This is a genomic window from Paraconexibacter antarcticus (genome assembly GCF_024220175.1).
Taxonomy (GTDB): Bacteria; Actinomycetota; Thermoleophilia; order Solirubrobacterales; family Solirubrobacteraceae; genus Paraconexibacter; species Paraconexibacter antarcticus.
The window spans coordinates 36,635-60,300 of sequence record NZ_CP098502.1 but is presented as its reverse complement, the minus strand read 5'-3'; the positions used below and the strand labels follow the sequence as shown (position 1 = coordinate 60,300).

The 23,666-nt window shown below is 74.8% G+C and carries 28 protein-coding genes; 10 read left to right on the top strand and 18 right to left on the bottom strand.

The window, feature by feature from the left end; translation table 11 throughout:
* Nucleotides 1-57: 57 nt before the first annotated feature.
* Both fliJ and NBH00_RS00290 read right to left on the bottom strand, forming a co-directional pair.
* The gene (fliJ, locus tag NBH00_RS00295) at nt 58-513 is read right to left on the bottom strand and encodes a flagellar export protein FliJ (RefSeq protein ID WP_254571364.1); all 456 of its coding nucleotides are present in this window, start codon (nt 511-513) and stop codon (nt 58-60) included.
* A gap of 64 nt (nt 514-577) precedes the next feature.
* A complete protein-coding gene (locus tag NBH00_RS00290; protein WP_254571363.1) occupies nt 578-2,272 on the bottom strand; it encodes a putative bifunctional diguanylate cyclase/phosphodiesterase in 1,695 nt (564 codons plus the stop codon).
* 82 nt (nt 2,273-2,354) lie between these two features.
* Here NBH00_RS00290 and NBH00_RS00285 point away from each other — a divergent pair, with 82 nt between their 5' ends.
* Nucleotides 2,355-3,371, top strand: a complete 1,017-nt coding sequence (locus NBH00_RS00285; RefSeq protein WP_254571362.1) for an SGNH hydrolase domain-containing protein — start codon at nt 2,355-2,357, stop codon at nt 3,369-3,371.
* Nucleotides 3,372-3,381: 10 nt separating this feature from the next.
* Here NBH00_RS00285 and NBH00_RS00280 read toward each other — a convergent pair whose 3' ends face one another.
* The 7 genes from NBH00_RS00280 to flgB are packed head-to-tail and all read right to left on the bottom strand — an operon-like array spanning nt 3,382 to nt 9,363.
* Nucleotides 3,382-4,842, bottom strand: a complete 1,461-nt coding sequence (locus NBH00_RS00280; RefSeq protein WP_254571361.1) for a FliI/YscN family ATPase — start codon at nt 4,840-4,842, stop codon at nt 3,382-3,384.
* A 3-nt stretch (nt 4,843-4,845) separates the two neighbouring features.
* On the bottom strand, nt 4,846-5,562 hold the full coding sequence (locus tag NBH00_RS00275; RefSeq protein ID WP_254571360.1) for a FliH/SctL family protein: 717 nt from the start codon (nt 5,560-5,562) through the stop codon (nt 4,846-4,848).
* Nucleotides 5,562-6,665, bottom strand: coding sequence for a flagellar motor switch protein FliG (gene fliG, locus NBH00_RS00270; RefSeq protein WP_254571359.1), 1,104 nt, complete (start codon nt 6,663-6,665; stop codon nt 5,562-5,564). Before fliG ends, NBH00_RS00275 begins: the two co-directional genes overlap by 1 nt.
* Nucleotides 6,666-8,240, bottom strand: coding sequence for a flagellar basal-body MS-ring/collar protein FliF (gene fliF, locus NBH00_RS00265; RefSeq protein ID WP_254571358.1), 1,575 nt, complete (start codon nt 8,238-8,240; stop codon nt 6,666-6,668). It lies immediately after the preceding gene.
* A 9-nt stretch (nt 8,241-8,249) separates the two neighbouring features.
* A complete protein-coding gene (gene fliE / locus NBH00_RS00260; RefSeq protein WP_254571357.1) occupies nt 8,250-8,615 on the bottom strand; it encodes a flagellar hook-basal body complex protein FliE in 366 nt (121 codons plus the stop codon).
* On the bottom strand, nt 8,615-9,004 hold the full coding sequence (gene flgC, locus NBH00_RS00255) for a flagellar basal body rod protein FlgC (protein ID WP_254571356.1): 390 nt from the start codon (nt 9,002-9,004) through the stop codon (nt 8,615-8,617). The genes fliE and flgC overlap by 1 nt, the downstream gene beginning before the upstream one ends.
* Nucleotides 9,004-9,363: a flagellar basal body rod protein FlgB gene (gene flgB, locus NBH00_RS00250; RefSeq protein WP_254571355.1), complete on the bottom strand. Its 360-nt coding sequence runs from the start codon at nt 9,361-9,363 to the stop codon at nt 9,004-9,006. Before flgB ends, flgC begins: the two co-directional genes overlap by 1 nt.
* A gap of 172 nt (nt 9,364-9,535) precedes the next feature.
* Here flgB and NBH00_RS00245 point away from each other — a divergent pair, with 172 nt between their 5' ends.
* Complete coding sequence (locus NBH00_RS00245) at nt 9,536-10,417, top strand: hypothetical protein (protein ID WP_254571354.1); 882 nt, start codon at nt 9,536-9,538, stop codon at nt 10,415-10,417.
* A gap of 14 nt (nt 10,418-10,431) precedes the next feature.
* On the opposite strand, the gene fliT is transcribed toward NBH00_RS00245, so the two are convergent.
* Complete coding sequence (gene fliT, locus NBH00_RS00240; RefSeq protein ID WP_254571353.1) at nt 10,432-10,746, bottom strand: flagellar protein FliT; 315 nt, start codon at nt 10,744-10,746, stop codon at nt 10,432-10,434.
* On the bottom strand, nt 10,746-11,180 hold the full coding sequence (gene fliS / locus NBH00_RS00235) for a flagellar export chaperone FliS (protein ID WP_254571352.1): 435 nt from the start codon (nt 11,178-11,180) through the stop codon (nt 10,746-10,748). Before fliS ends, fliT begins: the two co-directional genes overlap by 1 nt.
* A gap of 120 nt (nt 11,181-11,300) precedes the next feature.
* Between fliS and NBH00_RS00230 the strand changes: the two genes are divergently transcribed.
* Entirely contained in the window at nt 11,301-12,983 is a 1,683-nt protein-coding gene (locus NBH00_RS00230) for a S8 family peptidase (RefSeq protein WP_254571351.1), read from the top strand.
* Between the two features lie 9 nt (nt 12,984-12,992).
* On the opposite strand, the gene fliD is transcribed toward NBH00_RS00230, so the two are convergent.
* From fliD to NBH00_RS00215, 3 genes are all read right to left on the bottom strand, one after another.
* Complete coding sequence (gene fliD, locus NBH00_RS00225) at nt 12,993-14,330, bottom strand: flagellar filament capping protein FliD (protein WP_254571350.1); 1,338 nt, start codon at nt 14,328-14,330, stop codon at nt 12,993-12,995.
* A 10-nt stretch (nt 14,331-14,340) separates the two neighbouring features.
* Complete coding sequence (locus NBH00_RS00220; RefSeq protein ID WP_254571349.1) at nt 14,341-14,772, bottom strand: hypothetical protein; 432 nt, start codon at nt 14,770-14,772, stop codon at nt 14,341-14,343.
* A gap of 134 nt (nt 14,773-14,906) precedes the next feature.
* Complete coding sequence (locus NBH00_RS00215; protein ID WP_254571348.1) at nt 14,907-17,342, bottom strand: tetratricopeptide repeat-containing glycosyltransferase family 2 protein; 2,436 nt, start codon at nt 17,340-17,342, stop codon at nt 14,907-14,909.
* A gap of 293 nt (nt 17,343-17,635) precedes the next feature.
* Here NBH00_RS00215 and NBH00_RS00210 point away from each other — a divergent pair, with 293 nt between their 5' ends.
* Both NBH00_RS00210 and NBH00_RS00205 read left to right on the top strand, forming a co-directional pair.
* The gene (locus NBH00_RS00210) at nt 17,636-18,466 is read left to right on the top strand and encodes a sigma-70 family RNA polymerase sigma factor (RefSeq protein ID WP_254571347.1); all 831 of its coding nucleotides are present in this window, start codon (nt 17,636-17,638) and stop codon (nt 18,464-18,466) included.
* A gap of 107 nt (nt 18,467-18,573) precedes the next feature.
* The gene (locus tag NBH00_RS00205; protein ID WP_254569017.1) at nt 18,574-19,443 is read left to right on the top strand and encodes an IS982 family transposase; all 870 of its coding nucleotides are present in this window, start codon (nt 18,574-18,576) and stop codon (nt 19,441-19,443) included.
* Between the two features lie 61 nt (nt 19,444-19,504).
* On the opposite strand, the gene NBH00_RS00200 is transcribed toward NBH00_RS00205, so the two are convergent.
* Together NBH00_RS00200 and NBH00_RS00195 are read right to left on the bottom strand one after the other, a co-directional pair.
* Complete coding sequence (locus tag NBH00_RS00200) at nt 19,505-19,666, bottom strand: hypothetical protein (protein ID WP_254571346.1); 162 nt, start codon at nt 19,664-19,666, stop codon at nt 19,505-19,507.
* A gap of 21 nt (nt 19,667-19,687) precedes the next feature.
* Nucleotides 19,688-19,915 (bottom strand): hypothetical protein, encoded by a 228-nt coding sequence (locus NBH00_RS00195; protein WP_254571345.1) that lies wholly within the window; start codon nt 19,913-19,915, stop codon nt 19,688-19,690.
* 117 nt (nt 19,916-20,032) lie between these two features.
* Between NBH00_RS00195 and NBH00_RS00190 the strand changes: the two genes are divergently transcribed.
* Complete coding sequence (locus tag NBH00_RS00190; RefSeq protein ID WP_254571344.1) at nt 20,033-20,233, top strand: hypothetical protein; 201 nt, start codon at nt 20,033-20,035, stop codon at nt 20,231-20,233.
* 50 nt (nt 20,234-20,283) lie between these two features.
* On the opposite strand, the gene NBH00_RS00185 is transcribed toward NBH00_RS00190, so the two are convergent.
* Together NBH00_RS00185 and NBH00_RS00180 are read right to left on the bottom strand one after the other, a co-directional pair.
* Nucleotides 20,284-20,598 carry an EscU/YscU/HrcU family type III secretion system export apparatus switch protein gene (locus NBH00_RS00185; protein ID WP_254571343.1) on the bottom strand — a complete coding sequence of 105 codons (315 nt, stop codon included), beginning with the start codon at nt 20,596-20,598 and terminating at the stop codon, nt 20,284-20,286.
* Nucleotides 20,585-21,211 (bottom strand): hypothetical protein, encoded by a 627-nt coding sequence (locus NBH00_RS00180; protein WP_254571342.1) that lies wholly within the window; start codon nt 21,209-21,211, stop codon nt 20,585-20,587. Before NBH00_RS00180 ends, NBH00_RS00185 begins: the two co-directional genes overlap by 14 nt.
* 65 nt (nt 21,212-21,276) lie before the next feature.
* Between NBH00_RS00180 and NBH00_RS00175 the strand changes: the two genes are divergently transcribed.
* From NBH00_RS00175 to flgN, 4 genes are all read left to right on the top strand, one after another.
* Complete coding sequence (locus tag NBH00_RS00175) at nt 21,277-21,966, top strand: flagellar hook-basal body protein (protein WP_254571341.1); 690 nt, start codon at nt 21,277-21,279, stop codon at nt 21,964-21,966.
* 135 nt (nt 21,967-22,101) lie between these two features.
* On the top strand, nt 22,102-22,827 hold the full coding sequence (locus NBH00_RS00170; protein WP_254571340.1) for a flagellar hook-basal body protein: 726 nt from the start codon (nt 22,102-22,104) through the stop codon (nt 22,825-22,827).
* A gap of 55 nt (nt 22,828-22,882) precedes the next feature.
* Nucleotides 22,883-23,104 (top strand): hypothetical protein, encoded by a 222-nt coding sequence (locus NBH00_RS00165; RefSeq protein WP_254571339.1) that lies wholly within the window; start codon nt 22,883-22,885, stop codon nt 23,102-23,104.
* Nucleotides 23,101-23,664 (top strand): flagellar export chaperone FlgN, encoded by a 564-nt coding sequence (gene flgN / locus NBH00_RS00160; protein ID WP_254571338.1) that lies wholly within the window; start codon nt 23,101-23,103, stop codon nt 23,662-23,664. The genes NBH00_RS00165 and flgN overlap by 4 nt, the downstream gene beginning before the upstream one ends.
* The last annotated feature ends 2 nt before the right edge of the window (nt 23,665-23,666 follow it).

The window sequence follows — 23,666 nt, the reverse complement described above, 5'->3', positions numbered from 1 at the left end:
TCCGGGCCGGCCGACGCGCCGACCGGGCACGAGCCCCCCGGGCGAGCTCTCGGGCCCTCATGCCGCGGGCCTCGTGATGCGCATCGCCATCTCGTCCAGGCGCGCGCACTCGGCGCGGCCGGCGGCGAGGTCGTGCTCGGCGCGGCGGCGGGCCTTGAGCTTGTCGAGGGCCTCGCGGCGGCGAGAGGCCTGCAGGACGCTCTCGCGGTCCCGGCCGACCTGCGCCTCGGCGACGGCGGTCTGGCGCGCGGCCTGCTCGGTCCTGCGCTCGAGGCGCTGGACCCAGGCCTGGCGGGCGAGCAGCGCCGCGCCCGTGAGGGGGACCGACGGGTCCGCGACGGCGCCGGCGCGCCGGCGCGCCTCCTCGAGCCGCGCGCGGGCCGCGGCGAGCGCGGCCTCCTCGCGGAGGCGGGCGTTCAGGCTCGCCGCCAGGACCTCCTGGGCGGTCCGCTCGTCGTGCACGCGGACTTCGCGCACACGCTCCAGGCCGAACCGGAAGGGGGACTCGCTCACGTCCTGGGTGGTCGGTCGCGGCGCCCGGAGATGGACCCGGGTGGACGCCTGTTGGGGCAGCGGGCTACCGGGCCGGGCCACGGTCGAGCACGAGCGGGCCCGGCCGGCCGAGATGGAAGCCCTGCGCGTAGGTGACGCCCGCGTCGCGGAGCAGGTCCGTCGTCTCCCGGTCCCCCGTGAACTCGGCGACGGTCGTCTTCCCGAGCGTCGACGCCATGCGCACGACGGCGTCGATGACCATCTGGTCGAAGCCCGACCGCGTGCAGCCGGAGACGAACTCGCCGTCGATCTTCACCTCGTCGAACGGGAGGTGCTTGAGGTAGGAGAACGTGCCGAAGCCGGCGCCGAAGTCGTCGAGCGACAGGCGGCAGCCGAGGTCGTGCAGCCCCTCCGCGAAGGTCTGCGCCGAGGCGATGTTCGTCACCGCCGCCGTCTCGGTGATCTCGAAGGTGAGCTGCGACGGGTCGACCTTCTCGCCGGCGATGCGGTCGGCGATGAAGTCGACGAGGTCCGTCTGCGCGAGCGATCGCGCCGAGAGGTTGATCGAGAACCGCGAGCCGTGGGCGGCCGCGAGCCCGATCGCCTTCGCGATGACCCAGCGGTCGACGGCGGGGATGAGGCCGAAGCGCTCGGCGACCGGGAGGAAGGCGACGGGCGGGATGAGCGCGTCGCCCTCGCCGAGCATCCGCAGCAGGAGCTCGTGGCCGACGGTCGCCCCGGTGGCGAGCTCGACGATCGGCTGCCCGTGGAGGACGAAGCGGTCCTGCTCGAGCGCGACCTGGACGCGGTCGAGCCAGCGCACGCGGGTGCGGATCCCGGCGATCTCCGCCCCGGTGCCCGCCTCCATCTCGGCGGCCTCGTCGCGGTAGACGGCGTACTGGTCGCGGCCGGCCTCCTTCGCGTCGTACATCGCGAGGTCGGCCTGGGTCAGCAGCTCGTTCGCGCTGAACTCCGACGGGCCGACGACGGCGACCCCGATCGAGGCAGTGACGGGTCGCGGCCGGTCGTCCTCCTTGCCGCGGGCGTGCCCGCGGAGGTCGGCGACGAGCGACTCCGCGACGGCCTCGGCGCCCGCGAGGTCGACCTGCGGGAGGAGGACGGCGAACTCGTCGCCGCCGAGCCGGGCGAGGACGTCGCTCTCGCGCAGGCGCGTCTGGAGCGCCTCGGCGACCTGGGCGATGAGCTCGTCGCCGGCGGCGTGGCCGAGCGTGTCGTTGACGTACTTGAAGTGGTCGACGTCGATGAGCAGCACGGCCCCGCGCGGGCCGTAGCGGCGGCACAGCGACAGGTGGTGGTCGATGTCCTGCTCGAAGCGCCGGCGGTTCACGAGCCCGGTGAGCGGGTCGTGGTCGGCGAGGTGCTGGAGGCGCGCGTGCACCTCGTTGCGGTCGGTGACGTCGTGCCAGACGGCGATGCCGAGCGGGTCGGAGGCGGACCCGCCGTCGAGCGGACCGACGGTGACGTGGTACTGCCGGCCGCCGGAGACGGTCGTGCAGGGGAACGTGCTGCGGTGGCCGGCGAGCGCGGCCTTGTGGCGGATGATCGTCTCCTCGCGGGCGTCGGGCGCGACGAGGATCGCGACGTCCCGGCCCTCGTAGGCCGAGCCGGGCAGGAGCGCCTGCGCGAGCCCGCCGCCCTCGAGCATGCGGATCCGCAGATCGGCGTCGAAGACGACGACGAGCATGTCGGGCAGGCCGGCCGCGATCGCGCGGTAGGCCGCATCGCGCTCGGCAATGGACGAGGTGGACGTGAGGTGCACGACCCTCCCGTCATCGGTCGGGGCTCCGGTGGATTGAGCGCGGGCGGCGGGCCTGGCGCGGCGCCCGACTACCATGCGCGCCGTGAGCGCCGTGCCGCCGTCCCCGCGGGCCCCCCGCCGTCCTCGGGCGCGCGGGTCCGCCGCCCTCGCCGTCCTGCTCGTCGCCGTCCTCGCGGCGGTCGCCGCGGTCGCCGCGGTCGCCGCGGTCACCGTCGCGGACGGGCGCGGGGTCGCCCGCCCGCGCTGCGCCGGGGCCGCCGCCCGCGTCCCGGGCCACCCGTGCGCGAATCGGGCCCTGCGGACGGTCGCGGCCCCGAGCCCGGAGGACGCCCTCCTCGTCCCGGACGAGCCGTGCACCGTCGTCCTCCCGGAGGCCGATCCCGACCCGTGCCTCTTCGGCCGCCCGCCCGGGCGCCCCGCGGCGGCGACGGTCGCCCTGCTGGGCGACAGCCACGCGAGCCACTGGCGCGCGGCCCTCGCCGTCGCGGCGGCGCGCAGCGGCTGGCAGGGCGTGTCCCTCACGAAGTCGAGCTGCCCGTTCTCGTACGCGAGCGCGCGGGTCGCCCCCGAGGCCCGCGTCCCCTGCCACGACCACAACCGCGCGGTCGTCGCCTACCTCACCGCGCATCCGGAGATCCGGACGGTCGTCGTCTCGGCCCACGCGGGCGCCCGCGTCCTGCACCCGGCCGGCGCCTCGCCGTTCGCCACGAAGATCGCGGGCTACCACGCGGCCTGGGCGGCGCTGCCGGCGTCGGTCCGCCGCATCGTCGTCCTGCACGACATGCCGATCCACCCGCTGCGCACCGCGGGCTGCGTGGACGCCGCGGTCGCCGCCGGGCGCCCGCCGGGGACGACGTGCGCCGTGCGCCGCCGCGGGGCGCTGCTGCCCGACGCCGAGGCGATCGCCGCCGCGCGCTCGGGCGATCCGCGCCTGCGGGTCGTCGACCTCACGCCGTTCGTCTGCGACGCGGCGCGCTGCTTCCCGGTCGTCGGCGGCGTGCTCGTCAACAAGGACACCGACCACCTGACGCGCGCGTTCTCCGCGAGCCTCGGGCCCTACCTGCTCGAGGCCCTGCGCCCCCTCGTGGCGCCGGGCTGACGGGGCCCGCTCAGCCCGCGAGGCCGAGCGGCGGCAGCGCCACCGGGCCGGCGGCGAAGGCCGGCGACTCGTCCTGCAGGGTGCCCATGATCGTGGCGAGGTCGCCGTCGGGGTCGTGCGGGGCGGCGGGCGCGGCCGCCGCGAGCTCGGCCCCCGGGTCCCCGACGAGCTCGCGCAGGCGCAGGTCCGCCGCCGCCGCCTCCGTCGGGTCCTCCGTGGACTGACGCAGGAAGGCCTGGATCGCCGCCTCGAGGTCGATCGCCCGGTCCGTCAGCGGGTCCGAGCCGCGCTCGTAGGCCCCGATCGCGATGAGGTCCTTCTTGTCGCGGTGCGCGGCGAGCAGCGCGCGGAGCTCCTGCGCCGCGCGGCGGACGGCCGGGTCGGTGACCTCGCCGACGAGGCGGGAGACCGACTGCAGGACGTCCACGGCGGGGTAGTGACCCTGGTGGGCGAGCTCGCGGGTGAGGACGATGTGACCGTCGAGGATCGAGCGGACCGCGTCGGCGATCGGCTCGTTCATGTCGTCGCCGTCGACGAGGACGGTGTACAGCGCGGTGATCGACCCGTCGACGCTCGTCCCCGAGCGCTCGAGGAGCTTCGGGAGCAGCGCGAAGACCGACGGCGTGTAGCCGCGGGTGGCGGGCGGCTCGCCGATCGCGAGGCCGACCTCGCGCTGGGCCATCGCGAAGCGCGTGACCGAGTCCATCATGAACATGACGTCGTGCCCGGCGTCGCGGAAGGACTCCGCGATCGTCGTGGCGGTGAGCGCCGCCTTGATGCGCACGAGCGCCGGCTGGTCGCTCGTGGCGACGACGACGACCGAGCGGGAGAGCGCATCGCCGAGGTCGCGCTCGATGAACTCGCGCACCTCGCGGCCGCGCTCGCCGACGAGGCAGATGACGTTGACGTCGGCGCTCGTCCCCGCCGCGATCATCCCGAGCAGCGAGGACTTGCCGACGCCGGAGCCGGCGAAGATGCCGAGGCGCTGGCCACGGCCGCAGGGCACGAGGCCGTCGAGGGCGCGGACGCCGAGCGAGACGCGCTCGGTGATGCGCGGGCGCTGCATCGGCGCGGGCGGCGCCGCGGTGATCGGGGCGCGCGGCACGTCGTCGAGGGGCGGGCCGCCGTCGAGCGGCGCACCGAGTCCGTCGAGGACGCGCCCGAGCAGCTGCGGGCCGACCGGCCCGCTGACCTGGCGGCCCGTCGCGGTGACGACGTCGCCGGGGCCGATGCCGTGGAGCTCGCCGAGCGGCATGAGCAGGGTCCGGCCCGAGCGGAAGCCGACGACCTCGGCGGGCAGCTCGGTCCAGCCGGACGCCTGGCGGCCGGTGCGGACGAGGCAGACCTCCCCCACCTCGGCCTCCAGGCCGGTCGCCTCGACGATGAGGCCGATGAGGTCGGTGACGCGACCGCGGCGGCGGTGCAGGTCGGCGTGGCGGACGGCCTCGGCGGCCGCGAGCAAAGCGCTCACGCGTCAGAACCCGTCGAGTCCATCAGCGCCGGGCGAAGGAGCCCCCTGGGCGAGTTCGCCCGACGGAATCCGAGCCCCCTGGGCGAGGGATTCCGCGGCGAGGGATTCCGCGATGACCTCCCGTACCCGCACGAGCTTCGTCTCGAGGCTCGCGTCGATCTCGCCCTCGGCGGTGCGGACCATCGCGCCGCCGCGGGCGACGCGCCGCTCGGCCTGGACCTCGCAGTGCTCGATCCCGCCGAGCTCGGTGAGCAGGCCTCCGGTCGCGGCCCGGACGACGTCGAGGTCCTCGGGATGGACGAGGAGGGTGACGCGCTCGCGGTCGACGAGCCGGCGCAGCGCGCCGCGCACGACGTCGACGATGAGCTCGGGGCGGACCTCGAGCGCCCCGCCGAGGACCTGGCTCGCGATCGCGAGCGCGAGCTCGACGGCGTGGTCCTCGAGGAGGCCGGGCAGCTCCGCGGCGATCTCGCCGAGGGCGCCGGAGGCGGCGGTGAGCGACGCGACGGCGGCGGCCACGTCACCGGCGGAGGCGGCGAGCCCCTCGGCGTGGCCGGCGGCGCGGGCCTCCACGCGGATCGCGTCGGCCTCGGCGCGCGCCTGGGCGACGAGCGCCTCGGACGCGGCGGCCGCCGCAGCGGCGGCGCCCTGAGGCCCGGGCTCGACGAGGCCGGGCACCGGCTCGAGGGCCGGCAGCGCGAAGTCGACGGTGGCCGTCATCAGATGACCTCCTCGTCGGGATCGTCGCCGCCGCGGCCGATCGTGATGATCCCCGAGTCCTCCAGGCGGCGGACGGCGCCGACGATGCGGCCCTGCGCCTCCTCGACGACGGCGCGCCGCTGCGGCGCCCCGCTCTCGAGGTCGTCGCGGAGCATCTCCGCACCGCGGGCGGACATGTTCGCGAAGATCCGCTCGCGCATGTGCTCGTCGACGCCGCGGAGGGCGAGCCCGAGGTCCTTCTGGTCGACCTCGCGCATGACGAGCTGGATGTCGCGGTCGGAGAGCTGGCCGACGTCGTCGAAGGTGAAGAGCCGCAGGCGGACCTCGTCGGCGAGCTCGGTCGAGTGCTCCTGGATCGCGGCGAGGACGTTCCGCTCGGTCGAGCGGCCGGCGCGGTTGAGGATCTCGGCGAGCGAGTCCACGCCGCCCGCGCTCGAGAACTCCTGCGTCATGACGTTCGCGAGCTTCTGCCGCAGGCCGCGCTCGACGTCCTCGATGACGCCCGGGTTCGTCTCGCTCATCTTCGCGATGCGCAGCGCGACGTCCGCCTGCATCTCCGGCGGGAGGTCCGAGAGGACGCGGGCGCCGAGGTTCGTCTGCAGGCAGGCGACGACGAGCGCGACCGTCTGCGGCGCCTCGTCGGAGAGGAAGGTGACGATCTGCTCCGGCGGCGTGCGGCGGAGGAAGTCGAACGGCCGCAGCTCGGCCTGGGCGATGAGGGCGCCGACGATCTCGTCCGCGCGCTCGGCGCCGAGCAGGTGGCCGAGGACCTCACGGGCGAACTCGGGACCGCCGATGGCGAACGCCTCGCGGGACTTGAACTGCTCGGCGAGGTCGGCGATGACGGCCTGCGTCGTCTCGGCCTTGACGCGCCACATGTTCGCCATCTCGGCGCTGATCGCCTCGACCTCGCGCTCGGAGAGGTGCTTGAGGATGTCGGCGGCGCGCTGCGAGCCGAGCGAGATGAGGAAGATCGCGGCCTTCTGCCGGCCGGTGAGCCCCCGCAGGAGCGAGCGATCGACCTCGGGGAGCTGGATCGTCGACGCGACGGACGCGACCGCCTGGTCGATGGCGGGCGCGAGCTGGACTGCGGTGCCGGCCATCTAGTTGTCCTCCGTGATCCAGGTCCGCAGGTGCTGCGCGATCTTGTCGGGCTCCTTCTCGACGATCTCCTCGAGGGCGATCGCCCGCGGGTCGTTCGCGAAGATCTTCTTCGCCGCCTCCTGCGCGTCGAAGCGGTCGAGCTCGAGGCGGTCCTCCTCCTCGAAGTCGCCGGCGGAGAGCATGGGCGGCGCCGGCTGGCTGAGCTGACGCAGCCACGCGGGCTCCTCGGTGAAGGCACCGGACTGGCGCCGGCGCAGGCCGCGGCTGACGAAGAAGAGGAAGAGCAGCGCGGCGAGGCCGAGGAGCCCGGTCTTCACGTAGGCGAGCATCGACGCCGGGATCGGCAGGGCGCTCTTCGGGGCCGCCGGCGTCGTCACCGGGGCGAACGCGACCTGGCTGACGGCGAGGGAGTCGCCGCGGGCGGGCACGATGCCGGCTGCGCTCGCGACCGCCGCCTGGAGCGACTTCACGCCCGCGGGGCCGAGCTTCGCGGCGGCGGCCTTGTCGAGGACGAGCGCGACGTTCAGGCGGTTGACGGCGCCCGGCGCGATCTGCGTGCGCGTGATGGTCTTGTCGACGCCGAAGGTCGTCGTCTTCGTCACGTGCTTGTAGTTCGACTTGCCCGTGCCGCCGGCCCCGCCGACCGTCTGCGCGTAGGACGGGATGTTCGTCGCGGTGCCCGCGGCGCCACCGCTCGCCCCGCCGGTGCCCGTGAGCGTCTCGGTGTCGTTCGTCGCCGTGAGCGGGACGCCGACCTTCGCGTACTGGAGCTTCTCCTGGCTCGCCTTGTCGACGTTGAGGTCGGAGTTCACCTGGACGCGGGCCTTGCCCGGGCCGAGCGTGGAGACGAGCATCGCGTCGAGCGACGCCTGCAGCTGGGCGTTGTAGCGGGCCTCGGCCGCCGGCTTGCTCGTCGCGCCGGCGCCCGCCGCGTCGGCGAGCGGCCACAGCATCTGGCCCGCGGCGTCGGTGATCGTGACGTTCGCGGTCTTCAGGCCCTGGACGGAGGAGGAGACGAGGTTCGCGATGCCGCGGACCGCGCCCGGGTCGATCGCGTCGCCGCTCCCGCCGAGGAGGACGGCGGCGGTGGCCGACTGCGCCTGGTCGGTGAAGAGCTGGTCCTTCGGGAGCGTGAGGCTCACCTGCGCGGAGCCGACGCCCGCGATCTGCCCGATCGTGTTGGCGATCTGGCCCTCGAGCGCGCGCTGGTAGGCGACCTGCTGCTGGAAGTTCGACGCGCCGAGCTTCTGCTTGTCGAGGAGCTCGAAGCCGGGCTGCTTCGACATCCCGGTGAGGCCGGCCGACGCGAGGGCGATGTTCGCCGGCCCGGTCTGGGAGGCGTCGACGGCGACCGCGGTGCCGTTGTTCTGCAGCTCGTACGCGACGCCGGCCTGACTCAGCGCGGCGGTGATCTTGCCGGTCTGGGCGGGGTCGACGCCGGCCATGATCTGCGTGTACGAGGTGGACCCCGCCATCTTCACGAGCATGATCGCCGCGGCGATGAAGCCGACGGCGCACGCGGCGAGGATGCCCTTGCCCTTGGGGGACAGCGAGGTCAGCAGCGAGAGGTTCATTCAGCAGCCCTAGACCGTGGTGTGGAAGATGTCGTTGATGGCGTCGACGCCCTTGGTCCGCAGCTGCGCGGCCATCTGCATCGAGAGGCGGGCCCGCTCGACCGACATGACGACCGCGGTCGGGTCGGTGGCGGTCCCGTCGGCGAGCGACTGCGACGCGGTCGCCGCGTCGTTCTGGATCTTGCTGAGCTGGTTCAGCTGCTGGCCGAGGACGGAGCCGAACGACCCGCCGCCGGACGCCGGGGTGCCGTCGGCGCCGTCGATCGAGCCGACCGACCACTCGCCGCGCGTGCCGCCGGCGCCGCCGACCCCCGCGCTGCCGCCGAGGCCGCCGAGGGCGTTCGCCGCCGCGCCGATGCCCGGGACGAGCGGCATCAGCGGAGGATCTCGAGGGTCTTCGAGAACATCTGCTTCGTCGTCTGCATCGCCGTGACGTTCGCCTCGTAGGCGCGCGAGGCGGAGATGAGGTCGACCATCTCGGTGACGGACGTGATGTCCGGCATCGAGACGTAGCCCTGGGCGTTCGCGTCGGGGTTGCCGGGGTCGTAGACCTGCTTGTTCGGCGCCGGGTCGTTGACGATCCCGGTCGCTTGGACGCCCATCGCCTTGCCGAGCTGCTGGTCGAACGCCTCCTTGACGACGACCTCCTTGCGGCGGTAGTTCGGCGTCTGGGCGTTCGCGAGGTTCTCGGCCGTGACGTCCATCCGCAGCCGCTCGGTGGTGAGCGCGGAGCCGGAGACGGAGAGCGCGTCGAAGAGGCCCATCACTTCACCCCGAGCGCGGAGCCGATGATGTCGATGCGGGCCGCCATGACCTGGGCGATCGCCTGGTAGGTCATGCCGTTGCTCGCCTGCGCGGCGGCCTCCTTCTCGACGTCGACGGTCGAGCCGTCGGCCCGGACGGGCGCGGCGTTGTCGACGGTCATCTGCGGCGTGAACGCCTGCAGGCCCTTGCGGTCCCCGGCGGCCATGAGGGACTGGAGCTGGGACTGGAAGTCGACGCTCACCCGCCGGTAGCCGGGGGTGTTCGCGTTCGCGAGGTTCTGCGCGATGGCGGTCTGCTGCGCGGCGGATCCGCGGAGGGCGGCGGCGAGGCCGAGCTGGGTGGGGTCGAAGAGATCCATGGAAGGGGTCGTGGTCCGGGGGTTCCGGGGATGCCCTTCCGTGGGCGGGCGACAGGCTCTGGGCCCGTCCCGGCCACCGTTCCGTGGTGGCCACCCGGGGTGGTCGGCGGCGGGGGCCCCGGCTTGAGGGACGCGATGGACGTCCGTCCGACGCGGGTAGTGTTCTGAGCCCATGCACGACCGGCCGACATCGCCCTGGCTGCCCGCCGAACCGGCTGAACCGGCTGGACCGGCCGCGGCGGACGCCGCCGGCCCGCCCGCGCCCGCCGCCCCGGCGAACCCGTGGGCGCCCCCCGCGCCCGACGCGACCCCGGAGGCCGGGGCGCCCGCGCCCACCCCCGCGCCCGCGGCGACCCCGGAGGCCGAGGCGCCCGACGCCGCGCCCGCGCCGATCCCGGAGGCCGGGGCGCCCGACGCGACCGCATCCCCCGTCCCCCCGCCGTCCTGGGCCCCGCAGCCCGCCCGCGCGCCCGGCGGCCGCGGCGCCGGCCTCCTCGCCGCCCTCCGCCGCGAGCTGCTGATCCCCGTCTGGCTCACGGCCCTCGGCGCGCTCGCGCTCGTGGCGGCCGCCGTCGCCTGCGTCGTGCTCGCGGGGCAGAACGACGGCCCCGCGCCGGTCGCGGCGGCCCCCGCCGCCGGCCTCCAGGCCTCCGCCCCGCGGCTGCGGACCCTCCGCGACCCCTTCGAGCTCGACGGCGTGCGCTGGGCGGTCTTCGCCGCGCCGTCGCAGCCCTGGACGCGCTTCCAGAAGCGGGTGCTCCCCGGTCCGGGCCGCCGCTGGGTGCTCATCTCGGTGCGCGTGCGCAACCTCTCGCGCGCCCGCTTCGTCCCCAACGGCCTCGGCTACCGGCTGTCGGACGACAGCGGGACCGAGTTCACCCCGGACCCCGGGCACAGCACGGACGCCGCCGCCGGCCCCGTGATCCCGCAGAACGGGCTCGGGCAGGTCCAGCTCGCCTTCAAGGTCCCGGCCGCGGCGACCGGCCTCACCCTGCGGTTCACGACCCGCGCCCCCGGCGGGACCGCGGTCGGCGTGCCCGTCGGCACCGGCTGACCCGCGGGTCGCGGTCAGAGGGTGGCGCTGGCGCGGTAGCCCGCGGCGGCGCGACGGGCGTGCCCGCTCTGGCCGAGCTGCCGGCGCAGCTCGTCCCGGCGCTGGCGCATCGCCTCGCCGGCGAGCTGCTGGACGCACGCGGCGGTCTGCAGCTGCGCGCGGTCCTCGGGGGAGAGCGGCGGGCCCTCGCCGGGTCCGCCGAGCGCGTCGATGAGCTCGACGCGACGGGCGTGGACCGCCGGCAGCTCCTCGTAGGCCGCGGCGTCGACGAGCGCGAGCTCCCGCTGGGCGAGCGCGGCGAGCGCGGCGCACGCCTCGGGGCGGCCCATCAGGCGCGGATCCCGGGAGCCATGGCACGGCGCGGCGGCGCCGGGCGCTCCGATGCGGTCCCGCCCGGCCCGGCGACCTCGGCCCAGGCGTCGCGCAGCTCGCCGAGGAGCCGGACGACGTGCTCGACCTTCGCGGGGTCGCGCTGCAGGCGCGCCTCGATGAGCGACGCCTTCGAGAAGACGTAGATGGCCTGGAGGCGCTCGGCGACCTCGCCGGCATCCATGTTGAGCGTGCAGAGGAGCTCGTCGATGATCGCCTCACCGCGACCGATCCGCTCGCGGGCGGTCGACCACGCCTGCTCGCGCAGGGCGGCCTCCGCCTGGCGGAGGAAGCGGGCGGCACCGTCGTACAACATGACGACGAGCTGCTCCGGCGACGCGGTGAGGACGGCCGACTCCTGGTAGGCCTGGGACTGGGCGGCGTAGGGGTTCATGGCTCACCCGGATGGTCGGCCTCCGATCGTCGCGCTTGAGCGTTCGATCAGGGGGTGTCGGCCAGCGGTCCGCCGGGATACGCTCCGCCGCCGGCCGTCGCCCCCTCGAGGTCTTCTCCCTTGCCCCTCCGCCCCCGTCTCCGCCTGCCCGTCCCGGTGCCCCGGGCCGCCGCCCCGCCCCTGCTGATCGCGCTGCTCGCGGGGACCGGACCCGCACCGGCGCAGGCGGCCGCGACGGTGAGCGCCGCCCGCCCGGCTGTCCTCACCGCGACGCCGTTCGTCCTCCCGGGCTCCGCCGCGGCCCGCGCCGACGTCCGCGCGGCGGGTGGCGCGGCGCCAGGTTGGGTCGTCGGGGCCCGCCCGTCCGCCCGGACGCGTGCGCTCGCCGCGCGCCTCGGCGCCCGGCAGGTCACCGCGCTCGGCACGTTCGTCGTGCCGGCCGCCCGCGCCCGCGCCTTCGCGGACGGCCTGCGGCAGACCGGCCTGCTCGTCTTCGCGGAGCCGAACGTCCGCCGCGCCCCGCGCGCCTTCGAGGCCGCGCCGGGCGGCTGGTCGCGCGGGGCGATCGCCTCGCCGGGGCTCCTCGCGCCCCCGAACGGCGCCGCTCGGGCCGCCGGCATGATCGACCAGCGCATCGACACGACGCGGCCCGACCTCGCGAGCTCGGTGACGTTCCTCGCCGGCTCCGAGCCCGAGGTCCAGGGCGGCCACGGGACCGAGGGCGCGTCCGTCCTCGGGGCGGCGCTCGACGGCGAGGGCGTCCTCGGCACCTACCCGGGCGTCCACATCGACGAGTACGCGATCCCGCTCGACTTCGGGTGCGCGGACTCCGCCGCGGGGATCGACGCGGTCCGCCGGAGCGGCGTGGCGGCGCTGAACATGAGCTACGGCTCGACGACGCCGTGCTTCGCCGAGTTCCGCGAGCTGCAGTACGCGCTCGCGCAGGGCGTCGTCGCCGTCGCCGCCGCCGGCAACGAGTTCTCCGACGGCAACCCCGTCGAGTACCCCGCCACCCTCCCCCACGTCCTCAGCGTCGCCGCGGTCGCCCCGGACCTCGCGACCGCCGGCTTCTCGACCGCGAACGCCGCCGTCGACCTCGCGGCGCCCGGCGAGGCGGTCCCCGTCGACGTCCCCCTCGCCTTCGACACCGACGGCCATCCGGACGGCTTCACGCTCGCGGACGGCACGAGCTTCGCCGCGCCCGCGGTCACCGGCGCCGCCGCGTTCGTCAAGGCGGCCCGCCCCGGGCTCAGCGCCGGCCAGGTCGCCGACGTGCTGCGTCTCAGCGCGACCGACGTCGACCGGAAGGGGTACGACGCGAACACGGGCTACGGCGTCGTGAACCTCGACAAGGCGCTCACGACCCCCGCGCCGCGCCGCGACCCGCTCGAGCCGAACGACGAGATCATGTGGGTCGACGGCACCGCGTTCGCGAAGGCCGACAGGCCGGTGTACGACGGGCGCCGCCGGGTGAGCTTCCCCGCCTCCGTCGATCAGGTCGAGGACCCGATGGACGTCTACCGCGTGAAGCTCCCCCGCCGGTCGCGCACGGTCATCAGCCTGCGGCCCTCCTACGGGGACCCCGACCTCGCCGTCTACCGCTCGTCGGCGACCGACACCGCGCAGACCGGGAAGGTCATCGCCGCGAGCCACCGGTCCGGGACCGCCACCGACCGCGTGACGCTCCTGAACCGCGCGGGCGTCTACGCCATCACGTACGTCGTCGTGTCGATCGACCGCCGCGTGCGGAACCTCGCCGCCGGCTACACGCTCACGCTGACGAAGCAGCCGTTCCGGTGGTAGGCGCCGCCGTCACCCGAACTGCTTCTGGACCTGCGCGAGCGTCGCCTGGTTCGCCTGCATCGCGGTCTCGAGCGCGGCGAACTGCTTGCGCAGCTGGTCCGAGTGGGCCGTGATCCGCGCGTCGAAGCGGGTGAGCTGGTCGGCGATCGAGGAGAGCTGGTCGGTCACGCTCGAGGCACGCGAGTCGAACGTCCCGCCCGCCTGCGTCAGCGGGGTGAGGACGCCCTCGAGCGCCTGGGCGAAGCCGTTCGTGCCCGGCGAGCCGCCGAGGAGCTTCTTCACGCTCTGCGGGTCCTTGTCGAGCTGCGTCCGCAGCGCGCCGCTGTCGAACGTGAGCTTGCCGGCGATCGCGTCCGCGCTCGGGGTGCCCGAGCCCGTGCTCGCGCCCGTGCTGATGCCGATCTCCGACAGCTGGTCCATGCCCGCCGCGAGCCCCGGGACCGCCGCGGAGAGCGTGCCGCGCAGCGACGTGAGGACCGAGTTCAGCCCGGTGTCGTTGAAGAGCGAGCCCTTGCGGGCGTCGGTCGTGTTCGCCGGGTTCGTGACGCGCTGCTCGGTCGTCTGCTGGCGGATGCCGTCGACGACGTTGTTGTAGGCGTCGACGAACGCCTTCGTGGCGTTGACGATCGCGTCGGGGTCGGGCCCCGGGGGCGACACGGTGACCTCGGTGCCGGTCGTCGCGCCCTTGAGGGTGAGCTCCACGCCCGCGATCGCGTCATTGACGATGTTCGACGAGCGGGTGTAGGCGACGCCGTCGACGGTGAAGTTCGCGTCGGCCCCGGCGACGGTGCTCGCGGCGCCGACGGTGCCGCCGGTCGCGGCCGCGGTCGAGGCCGCGCCGGTCGTCTTGGACGAGAGCGCGAGCTTGCCGCCGACGTTGACGGCGAAGACCCCGGCAGTGTCGCTCGCGTTGATCGCGGACACGGCGTCGTCGAGGGTGGCCCCGGCGGTCAGGGGGATCGCGACCCCGTTGACGGTGAGCGTGTCGGCGGCGGCCGGCGGGGTGAAGTCGTACGTGGACTGCGTCGCGCGCGCCAGGCCCGCGACCGTGACGGTGTGGCCGCCCGAGGCGGCGCCCGCGATCGTGCGCGCCGCGACCTTCGTCGTGTCGGCGCTGGCGATCGTCTGCACGTCGCCCCACGTGCCGGCGGACCGCAGCGCCGTCGTCGCGAGCTTCAGCGCCGACAGCCGCGAGGAGACGTCCTTCAGCGCGTCGGAGCGCGCCTGCGTCGCCGCCTGCGTGAGGAGGATGTTGTTGCGCGGAGCGCTCTCCGCCGAGATCAGCGACGAGATGATCGACTCGGTGTCGAGTCCGGACGCGAGCCCGGTGAGCTGGATACCGGCCATGAGGGGCTCCTTACGCCGCTCCGCCGGAGCGGCCGTACGCCGCCGCGACGTCCGACGCGGGCGGGGTGATGGTCGTGTGGGCGCCCTGCGGGTCGACGGCCTGGGTCAGCGGCACGTTGCTGATCGCGCCGTCCGGCTCGAGCAGCGAGGCGACGACCCTGCCCGTGAGGCGGTCGTTGTCGAACATGACCTGACGGCCCTCGCCCTTGAGCTGGTCGAAGAGCTTCGCGGCGGCCTCGACCTCGTCCCAGACCTCCGGCGGGATCTTGTCCCCGGCGATCGGCGGGATCGGGATCGCCCGGCGGCGGCGGGCCTCCTCGAGCTCGTACACCCGTGCGAAACCGGCACCGACGGCGGGGGCCGGGTGCGTCGCGCCGGCCCGCCCGGTCACGTCATATGCGCCGGTGCTCGCGCCCGGCGGCGTTCCGATGGGAATGCTCATGGTCGGTCCTCCTGGACTCGGGGCCGGCCCTTCCGTGGGCCGGGGTCTGTCACGTCCCTCACGATGGTCGGACGGGCGCCGCGCAGCTTGAGGGCGCGGCTGGCCGTTCGTACGAGGACACGTGGGTCGGCGGGTCACGCGGCGGCGCGCTCCAGGGCGTCCGCCTCGGCGCGGAAGAGCTCCGCGTCGGCGTCGAGCCCCTGGCCGGCCGCGACGGCCGCGAGGCCCCGGAGCGCGGCCGGGTCGGGCCCGAGCGTGTGCACGACCGTGATCCACTCGTCGGCGGCGCTCTCGAGGAAGCCGCGACGGAGGTATAGGGACGCGAGCCGCTCGTGACGGTCGCGCGCGCCGATCTGCGTCCGCGCGAGCACGGCCGCGAGCGCCTCGAACGCGTCGTACCGCTCGAGCCGCGCGAGCGCGTCGAGCATGACGCAGACGACGTCGGCGGCCTCGCCGGGGACGCGGACGTCCGCGCCGGCCCAGGCCAGGAAGGCGGCGCGCTCGGCGGCGGGCAGGACGAGGGCGGCGGGGGCGTCGAGCGCGGCAGTGGCCCGCGCCGTGTCGCTGTCCGCCAGCCGGGCGAAGATCTCGGTCCGCAGCGCGGCGGCCTTCGCCGGGGAGTCCCCGGGGACGGCGGCCGCGGTCTGCGCGGCGGCGGCGGTGCGGTCCTGGGAGAGCTGCGCCTCGGCGAGGGCGACCCGCGCCCAGGCCGCGTTCGGCTGGGCGGCGAGGACGCCGTCGAGCTCGGCCTCGGCCTCGGCGAACGCGCCGGTCTCGTAGAGCGCGACGGCGAGGAGGAAGCGGACGTTCGGCGTGACGGCGGCGACGCCGGCGTGGATCGTCGCGACGACCTCGTCCCCGCGGGCGCCGCGGGCGCGCAGGACCCGGGCGAGCGTCTCGACGGTCCCGAGGAAGGACGGGGCGAGCGCGAGCGCCTCGCGCAGGAGCGTCTCCGCCCGCTCGAGGTCCCCCTGCTCGCGGGCGACCTCGCCGAGGGCGACGCGGGCGAGGTGGGTGCCGCAGCCGACCGTCGAGGAGTAGCGGGACGGGGCGTCCCCCATCTCGAGGCACCGCTCGAGCAGCGCGGTGGCGCGCTCGCGGTCCCCGGCGACGCGGGCGGCGTGCGCCTGCTCGAAGACGACGTCGGTGAGGCCCGGGAAGCGCTGCAGGACCTCGGCGACGGTGGCGTCCATCCGGGCGACGTCGCCGGCGATGCGCTGCTCGCGGACGAGGCGGGCGGCGAGCGCCGGGGCGAAGCCGAAGCTCGCGAGCGCCGGGTCGTCCTTCAGCGCGGCCCAGGCCCGCTCGAACGCCGCGAGCGACGCGGGGTGGTTGCCCGCGGCCGAGAGCTCGGAGCCGAGGTTGAAGTGGAGGAACGGCGTGTCGTCCCCCTCCGCGGCCTGCCGCTCGAGCAGCTCGACGTTGCGGCGCGACTTCTCCTTCGTGTCGCGGACGACGCCGAGGTAGCCGAAGTGCTCGATGCGGACGGGGGTGCGCTCGAGCCGCTCGGGCAGGAATCCGGGCAGGCGGTGCGCGATCTGCTCGTGGATCCGGCCCTCGAAGCGGTACGCGGGGCGGTTGCGGAAGAGGCGCAGCGCGTCGTGGGTGACCGCGGTGCCGTCGGCGAGGTCACCGGTGTGGTTCGTCTCGACGAGGTACATCGCCTCGCGCCACACGTGGCCGGTGAGGGCGCGCAGCGCGTCGGCCTCGCCGTCGACGAGGACCTCGTCGGCGTCGAGGTAGAGGATCCAGTCGCCGGTGGCGGCGTCGAAGCTCACGTTGCGCGCGGCGCCGAAGTCGCCCGTCCACGTGTGGTGCAGGACGCGGGCGCCCCGGGCCTCGGCGATGGCGACGGTGGCGTCCACCGACCCGGTGTCGACGACGATGACCTCGTCGACCGCGCCGGCGACGGCGTCCAGGCAGCGCCCGAGCATCGCCTCCTCGTCGCGGACGATCATGCAGAGCGAGAGGCGCTGGCCGGTGGCCGGGCGCGCCGCCGCGGCGACGTTCCCCGCGCGGGCGGCGAGCGGCCGCAGCGCGGCGAGGACGGCGGGCGCGAGGCCGGCGGGCGGGGCGGTCTGCCCCGCGCGACGGCGCCGGCGGCACTCGTCGCGGTTGGCGGCCGCGTGCGGGAGCTGGGGGTCGAGGCGGTGCGCCGCGGTGAAGAGCGGCTCGGCGGCGGCGAGCTGCCCGAGCTCGAAGAAGGCGAGGCCGCAGTGGTTCAGGAGGACGGGCTCGCGCGGCTCCTCCTCGAGGACGGAGAGCAGCGCGTCGGCGACCGCGGCGTACCGCGGCCCCAGCCGGGCGGGGGTCCGGCCCTCGGCGGTCAGCGCGGCCTGGGTGAGGAGGCGGCGCGCGTAGTGCCGCACGTGCCGGTCCTCGAGGTCGGCGGCCGCGGCGAAGACGGTGCGCCATCCCGTGGCGTCGCCGGCGGCGAGCGCGGCGCCGGCACGGTCGAGCAGCCCGGTGACGAGCGCCGTCGCGGACGGCGCCTCGGGGGCGGGGGTGGTGGGGCGGGTCGGGTCCGCGACGCCGTCGGCATCGGCGAGCGCGGTGAGACGAAGGGCCATCGGGTACTCGAGCCTCCGGCGGGGATCGGATCGTGTGTCCCTCAGGTGCTCGCCCGGATCGCCGCGTTCTTGAGCGGCGTCCAGAGCCCCTCGCGCGCATGAGAGCACCCCCGCCGGACGGAACCGCGATCCATAAGCAGACGGGCCGGACGGAAGCTCCCCACTTCTGGGGAGTCCGCCGTCCACGGATGTCGGCGAACGAATACCGGGAAAGGGGGATAGCAAGAAAATCGAGCAACTCCGATACAGCCGCTGTCCGCCCCACCGTGCAACCGCAACAGAGGAGCCGCGAGATGTCGCTCGCCACCGCCACCGCCCGCCCCACCGGAACCCGCCGTCGTATGTCCGCCGAGGACGTCCTCGTCCTGTGGACGGAGTACGACCGCACCGGTGACAAGGCGCTGCGCGATCGTCTCGTCCTCACCTTCGCCCCGCTCGTGAAGTACATCGTCTACAAGAAGGTGCGCGAGATGCCGGCGCGCTGCGAGGTGGAGGACTTCATCTCCTGCGGCCTCGAGGCCCTCATCCAGTCGATCGACCGCTACGACCCAGCCAAGGGCGCGACGCTCGAGCAGTACGCCTGGACCCGCATCCACGGCGCCGTCCTCGACGAGCTCCGCCGCCAGGACTGGGCCCCCCGCTCCGTCCGCCGCTGGGAGCGCGACATCGAGCGGGCCGCCGACGCCTTCACGACGCTCCACGGCCGCCGGCCGAAGAACGACGAGCTCGCCGAGGCCTGCGGCATCTCCGTCGATGAGCTCCGCCGTCACCGCGACGAGGTCACCCGCTCGGACATGACGTCGCTCAACACCCTCGTGCTCTCCGACGACGAGACGAACATCGAGCGCATCGACACGATCGCCTCGGGCGACCTGAGCAGCGACCCGATGCACGCGACGGCCAAGGACGAGGCGAAGGACAAGTTCCGCGCCGCCTTCGCGCGCCTGCCCCAGCGTGAGCGCGAGGTCGCGGTCCTCCTCTACGTCAAGAACCTCACGCTCGCGGAGATCGGCACGATCCTCGGCGTCTCCGAGTCGCGGGTCTGCCAGATCCACGGCCAGCTGAAGAAGACGCTGCGCCAGGCGCTCACCGCCGACGAGCAGCTCTTCCAGCTCGTCGCCTAGATGGTTCGTTCCACGGCGGGGGCGGAGGAGTCGGGTAGGCAGGTGACATAAGCAGGCAGGTCGAAGTCGGCGGTGCTATCTCGCCAACGCCGACCCTGGGGGCCTCGATGGACGCCGACCTCGACCTGCTGCTGATCGCTGTTTACTGCACCTGCGACGATCTCCTGCCTGCGAAGGGCAAGAACGCCAAACGGATCTTGACCGACGCGGAGGTCGTCACGTTGAGCGTGGCTCAGCAGGTACTGCGGATCAGCTCTGACGAGCAGTTCTGGGCGATGGCACCGCATCGCTTGGGGCACCTGTTCCCGCGACTGCCCAAGCGCCCGGGTTTCGTCAAACGCCGCCAGCGCCTGTCGGACAAAATCGAAGCGCTGATCCTCGAGTTCGCCCGCCACACCAACGGCTTTGACGACGACCTGCTCGTGGTCGACAGCACACCGGTCGAATGCGGTCGCTCGGTCGAAACGACGCGCCGCAGCGCCCTGGGCAACGCCGCGGAGTACGGCTACTGCGCCAGCCATTCCCGCTTCTTCTGGGGCTTCCGCCTGCACGGCCTGTTCGCGACCGACGGCACTCCACGCGCCCTTGCCCTGACCTCCCCGAAAACGGGCGAACGAGACGTCGCGCTGGACATGCTCGCCCGCTGCCACCGCAACGGCCCGGTCACCGTCATCGGCGACAAGGGCTACTCCGGCCGCGACTTCCACGCCCAAGCCTCCGCGCTCGGCGCCACGATCGTCCGCCCCCGACGCAAGGACGAGGCCGGCAAAGAGCCGCACCTGGCCCCGATCCGGCAATGCGTGGAATCGATCTTCTGGACATGCAAAGACATGCTCAACCTCGAGGACCACCGCGCCCGCGAGCTCCACACGCTCCGCACCCGCCTGGCCGCCAAGTTCCTCGCTCTCACCGCCGCGATCGCTCTCAACGAACGCCTCGGCCGCCCACCACGCAACCTCACTGCCTACTACGCCTGACCGATCCGTGGAACGAACCATCTAGTGTCGCGGGCCCCGGCGGGCTGCGGCCCGCCCGCGCTCAGCGCAGGAGCAGGACGAGCACGAGCAGCAGCACGACGACACCGAGCCCGGCGAAGCCGTACCGGGCGATGCGCTGCTCCGCCCAGAAACCGGGGCGGGCACGGTCCCGCGTGATGCGCCCCTCCGGGGGCGTCCCGACCCAGTCGTCGTCGTCGTCCATCCGGGCGACGTTACACCGCGGTCAGGGAGCCGGCTGCTGCTCGACGTAGAGCTCGTCGTGGCGCAGCGCCTCCAGGCGCCGCAGCCGGCTCGCGGGGTCCTCTGCGAAGGCGGGCTCCGGCGCCCGCCGGCCGCCCGGATGCGGCCGCGCCTCGCGCAGCGGCCACGCCTCGGCCTCGGGGAGCTCACCGAGCGCCACCGGCTCCGCGGCATCCCGCCGCGCCTTCATCCAGCCCCCGAACGTCCCCATACCCGGAGTGTGGACGGTCGGCGCGCGAACGGCAAGGGCGGAAATCGAGCTTCTCCGGCGGCACGGTGCGCGTCCGCGCCGGACCGCCGCGGCGCGGGCGGGGGTACCCTCCGCCCCATGAGCGAGCACATCCGCGTCGAGCGCGGCTGGATCCACGTGAACGGCACCCGGCAGGACGACGGCACCTTCCGCCTGGGGACCGGCCACGAGGAGCGCTTCAGCCCGGCCGACGCGATCTCCCAGCGGGCCGAGACCCACATCACGTGGGGCCACATCCTCACGGCGTCGGTGCAGCGCCTCGCCTTCTGGCGGCGCTGAACGGCGGGTCGCGGTGGCCCGGCCGCCGCGACGCACCCCACCGGTGCCGTCTACGCCCGCCCGGTCGCCCGCGTGAGGCGATAGGCCCAGACGAGCGCCTCCGCCACCGCGCCGTAGAGCTCCTCGGGGATCTCGCGGCCGACCTTGAGCTGCTCGAGCGCCTGGAGCAGCGCGGCGTCCTCGCGGACGGGGACGCCGGCCTCGCGGGCGGTGTCGACGATGCGCTGGGCGACGTGCCCGGAGCCGCCGGCGACGACGACGGGCGCGGTGTCGGTCCCGGCGCGGTAGCGGAGCGCGGTGGCCCGCAGCGGGCGGCCCGGGGCGCCCGGGACGGCGGGGACGGGCGGCCGCTCAGGCGCTGACATCGAGCGCCTGCGTCCGCGGGTGGAGGGTGACGAGCAGCGGGCGGCCGACCGCGCGGGCGAGCGCCTCGCGAAGGGCGGGCAGGGCGGCGCGGGCCGCGTCGGCCGGGGGGCCGGCGCTCACCGCGACGGCGCAGGAGAGCGCGTCGACGCGCACGTCGAGGCGGCCGAGCTCGGCGGAGTCCAGGCGCAGCCACACCGCGCCCGGGCCCCCGCCGCGACCGGCGGCGCCCTCCGGCCGCGAGCCCGATCCGTCCGGCTCGACGCGGACCTGGGCGGTGAGACCGCCGGGGAGCGGGACGAGCACCGGCGGGGTGACGGGCGCGGAGGTCGCGGCCGGCGCGGAGGCGGCGGGTGCCGGCGCCTCGGGCAGGACCTGGAGCAGCACGCGGTCCGCCGTCGCCTCGGCGACCTGCAGCCGCACCCGGGTGCCGGCGGCGAGCTCGGGCGGGAGCTGGGCGACGACCGGCGTCCCCCGCAGCATCAGCAGCCCGTGCTCGCCGCTGCGCTCGGCCACCCGCCCGGCGAGCACCATCCCGGGCCGCAGCGGCGCGTCGCCGATCGCGGTGCGCAGGAGGATGAGGTCGACGGCGATCTGGGCGGAGACGACGGACACCCCCCGGTCATCGACCATCGTCCAGCGACCTCAAGCGGCCGTCCGGCACGCCGAGAACCCGGGCCATGGACCGTGGTCTCTACATCGCCGCCTCCGGGATGCTCGCCGAGCAGACCCGGCAGGACCAGCTCGCGAACGACCTGGTGAACGTCTCGACCGCCGGCTACAAGGCCGACCGCGTGAGCCAGAAGTCCTTCGGCGACATGCTCCTGTCGAACTCGCGGACCGGGCAGACGATCGGCCCGCTCGGCTTCGGCAGCGAGATCACGAAGTACCGCACCGACCTGCGCCCCGCCGCCCTCAAGCAGACCGACGAGCCGCTCGACGTCGGCATCCAGGGCGAGGGCTTCTTCGCCGTCCAGACCGGCGCCGGCGTGCGCTTCACGCGCGACGGCTCCTTCACCTCGGGGCCGAACGGCACGCTCGTCGACCAGCTCGGCAACCCCGTGCTCGGGCCGAACCGGCAGCCGGTCAAGCTCGCCGCCGACGGCACCGTCCCGGCCACGGCGATCGGCGTCTTCGCCGTCACGGGCCCCAAGAAGCAGGGCGACGCGATCTTCTCCGGTACCGCGACCGGCGCCGCCACCGGGGTCGCCCGCACGGGCTACCTCGAGGGCTCCGGCGTGGACTCGGCCCACACGATGATCGACATGATGGCCTCGCTGCGCGCCTTCGAGGCCTCTCAGCGGGCGATCACGACGATCGACACCACCCTGCACCAGGCGGCGACCCAGGTCGGATCGCTCAACGGCTAGACCAATCGGCCAGGCGCCGCTCAACCCCGAGCGCCACAGGCCGACTATCCCGGCTGACCAGGAGCCCACCGACCGGACCGCTCAGCGGAAGTCAGGTGCTCCACCCCATCGAGGAGACCGGACGTGCTTCAAGGCATGTACACCGCCGCCGCAGGCATGGCGGCACAGCAGCAGCGCATCGACGCGGCGAGCTCCGACCTCGCGAACACGAACACGACCGGGTACAAGCACGTCCGCGTCGCCTTCCGTGACCTCGCCTACCAGGCCGCCGGGCGCGGCGGCACCCAGGACGTCCTCCTCGGCTCCGGCGCCGCCGCCGCGATGGTCGGTCGCAGCCAGGGCCAGGGCCAGCTGAAGCTCACCGGCCAGCCGCTCGACGTCGCGCTGCAGGGGGCCGGGTTCATCGCGGTCACCGGGCGCGACGGCAAGCCCGCCATGACCCGCGACGGCGAGCTGCGCACCGACGACAAGGGCCGGCTCACCACCGTCGCCGGCCTCCTCGTCAGCCCGGTGATCACGCTGCCGGCCGGCACGGACGCGTCCGCCGTGAAGATCGGCGCCGACGGCACCGTGAGCGCGAACGGCCGGGCGCTCGGCGCGCTGCGCATCGTCACCGTCCCGAACCCGAGCGCCCTCGCCGGCGGCCCGGACAACACCTTCACTGCTACGGCCGCCTCCGGCGCCGCGGGCACCGCCCCGAAGTCGACGGTCGTCACCCAGGGCTCCCTGGAGGCCTCGAACGTGGACCTCTCGACCGCGATGGTCGACCTGATGGACGCGCAGCGCGGCTTCGAGCTCGCGAGCAAGGCCATCACCTACCAGGACCAGCTCGCCGAGATCGCGAACGGCATCAAGCGATGAGCACACGACCGCAGCCCCTGTCCTCCGTCATTGCCGTGGTCGGCAACATCGAGCGATGAGCATCCCCGCCATCGATCCGGCCGTCCAGCGCATGCTCGCCGGCGAGGTCGCCAAGCAGCTGTGGGCGAGCGCGAAGCCGCAGGCCACCGACAGCACCGACGACACCGGCGGGGACTCGACCGCATCGACCGCCGCCGACACGTACGGCTCGCTCTTCACCGACGTCCTCGCCGACGCCCTCGCCGGGACGAAGACCACCCCGCGGAGCGCCCGATGAGCTCGGTCGCCCTCGCCGCCCCCGCGCGCTCGCCGCTCGGCGACGCCGTCCTGCTCCACCTCCAGGTGCAGCTCGAGTCGGCGTCCGCCCTGCTGCAGGCCTGCATCGCGCAGTACCGCGCCATCCGCGGTCGCGACGTCGAGGGCGTCCTCACCCGCATGGCCGACATGCAGGCCGAGTCCGAGCGCCGCGGCCGCCTCGAGCGCGAGCGCACCGTCCTCCTCACCCACGCGGCCGGCCTGCTCGGCATCCCGCCGCACACCGTCACGCTCGACGCCCTCGCGACGCTCCTCGATCCCGCGACCGCCCGCGAGGCCCGCGAGCGCTCGGCCCAGCTGCGCGGCACGCTCGCCGAGCTCCAGCGCCAGCACCAGACCAACCGCGTGCTCATGAAGCAGGAGCTCGCGTTCGTCGAGCACCTCACGCGCATGCTCACCGGCGGCGGCGCCGACGACGCGGGCGAGACGTACGGCCGCCCCGGCGCGCCCACCGCCCGGGCGACGCCCTTCGGTAGCCGGACCTCCGGCTCCGTCCTCCGCGGCCTCGACCTGCAGGCCTAGAC

Excerpts from the sequence above, each read along its gene's own strand:
- flgN (WP_254571338.1), top strand. The coding sequence starts at position 23,101 with ATGAGCTCGGTCGCCCTCGCCGCCCCCGCGCGCTCGCCGCTCGGCGAC.
- NBH00_RS00185 (WP_254571343.1), bottom strand. The coding sequence starts at position 20,598 with ATGTCAGCGCCTGAGCGGCCGCCCGTCCCCGCCGTCCCGGGCGCCCCG.
- fliT (WP_254571353.1), bottom strand. The coding sequence starts at position 10,746 with ATGGGCCGCCCCGAGGCGTGCGCCGCGCTCGCCGCGCTCGCCCAGCGG.
- fliE (WP_254571357.1), bottom strand. The coding sequence starts at position 8,615 with ATGCCGCTCGTCCCGGGCATCGGCGCGGCGGCGAACGCCCTCGGCGGC.
- NBH00_RS00165 (WP_254571339.1), top strand. The coding sequence starts at position 22,883 with ATGAGCATCCCCGCCATCGATCCGGCCGTCCAGCGCATGCTCGCCGGC.
- NBH00_RS00190 (WP_254571344.1), top strand. The coding sequence starts at position 20,033 with ATGAGCGAGCACATCCGCGTCGAGCGCGGCTGGATCCACGTGAACGGC.
- NBH00_RS00205 (WP_254569017.1), top strand. The coding sequence starts at position 18,574 with ATGGACGCCGACCTCGACCTGCTGCTGATCGCTGTTTACTGCACCTGC.
- flgB (WP_254571355.1), bottom strand. The coding sequence starts at position 9,363 with ATGGATCTCTTCGACCCCACCCAGCTCGGCCTCGCCGCCGCCCTCCGC.
- fliF (WP_254571358.1), bottom strand. The coding sequence starts at position 8,240 with ATGAACCTCTCGCTGCTGACCTCGCTGTCCCCCAAGGGCAAGGGCATC.
- NBH00_RS00170 (WP_254571340.1), top strand. The coding sequence starts at position 22,102 with ATGTACACCGCCGCCGCAGGCATGGCGGCACAGCAGCAGCGCATCGAC.
- NBH00_RS00275 (WP_254571360.1), bottom strand. The coding sequence starts at position 5,562 with ATGACGGCCACCGTCGACTTCGCGCTGCCGGCCCTCGAGCCGGTGCCC.
- NBH00_RS00215 (WP_254571348.1), bottom strand. The coding sequence starts at position 17,342 with ATGGCCCTTCGTCTCACCGCGCTCGCCGATGCCGACGGCGTCGCGGAC.
- NBH00_RS00210 (WP_254571347.1), top strand. The coding sequence starts at position 17,636 with ATGTCGCTCGCCACCGCCACCGCCCGCCCCACCGGAACCCGCCGTCGT.
- NBH00_RS00200 (WP_254571346.1), bottom strand. The coding sequence starts at position 19,666 with ATGGACGACGACGACGACTGGGTCGGGACGCCCCCGGAGGGGCGCATC.
- flgC (WP_254571356.1), bottom strand. The coding sequence starts at position 9,004 with ATGGGCCTCTTCGACGCGCTCTCCGTCTCCGGCTCCGCGCTCACCACC.
- fliS (WP_254571352.1), bottom strand. The coding sequence starts at position 11,180 with ATGAACCCCTACGCCGCCCAGTCCCAGGCCTACCAGGAGTCGGCCGTC.
- fliG (WP_254571359.1), bottom strand. The coding sequence starts at position 6,665 with ATGGCCGGCACCGCAGTCCAGCTCGCGCCCGCCATCGACCAGGCGGTC.
- NBH00_RS00245 (WP_254571354.1), top strand. The coding sequence starts at position 9,536 with ATGCACGACCGGCCGACATCGCCCTGGCTGCCCGCCGAACCGGCTGAA.
- NBH00_RS00195 (WP_254571345.1), bottom strand. The coding sequence starts at position 19,915 with ATGGGGACGTTCGGGGGCTGGATGAAGGCGCGGCGGGATGCCGCGGAG.
- NBH00_RS00220 (WP_254571349.1), bottom strand. The coding sequence starts at position 14,772 with ATGAGCATTCCCATCGGAACGCCGCCGGGCGCGAGCACCGGCGCATAT.
- NBH00_RS00175 (WP_254571341.1), top strand. The coding sequence starts at position 21,277 with ATGGACCGTGGTCTCTACATCGCCGCCTCCGGGATGCTCGCCGAGCAG.
- fliD (WP_254571350.1), bottom strand. The coding sequence starts at position 14,330 with ATGGCCGGTATCCAGCTCACCGGGCTCGCGTCCGGACTCGACACCGAG.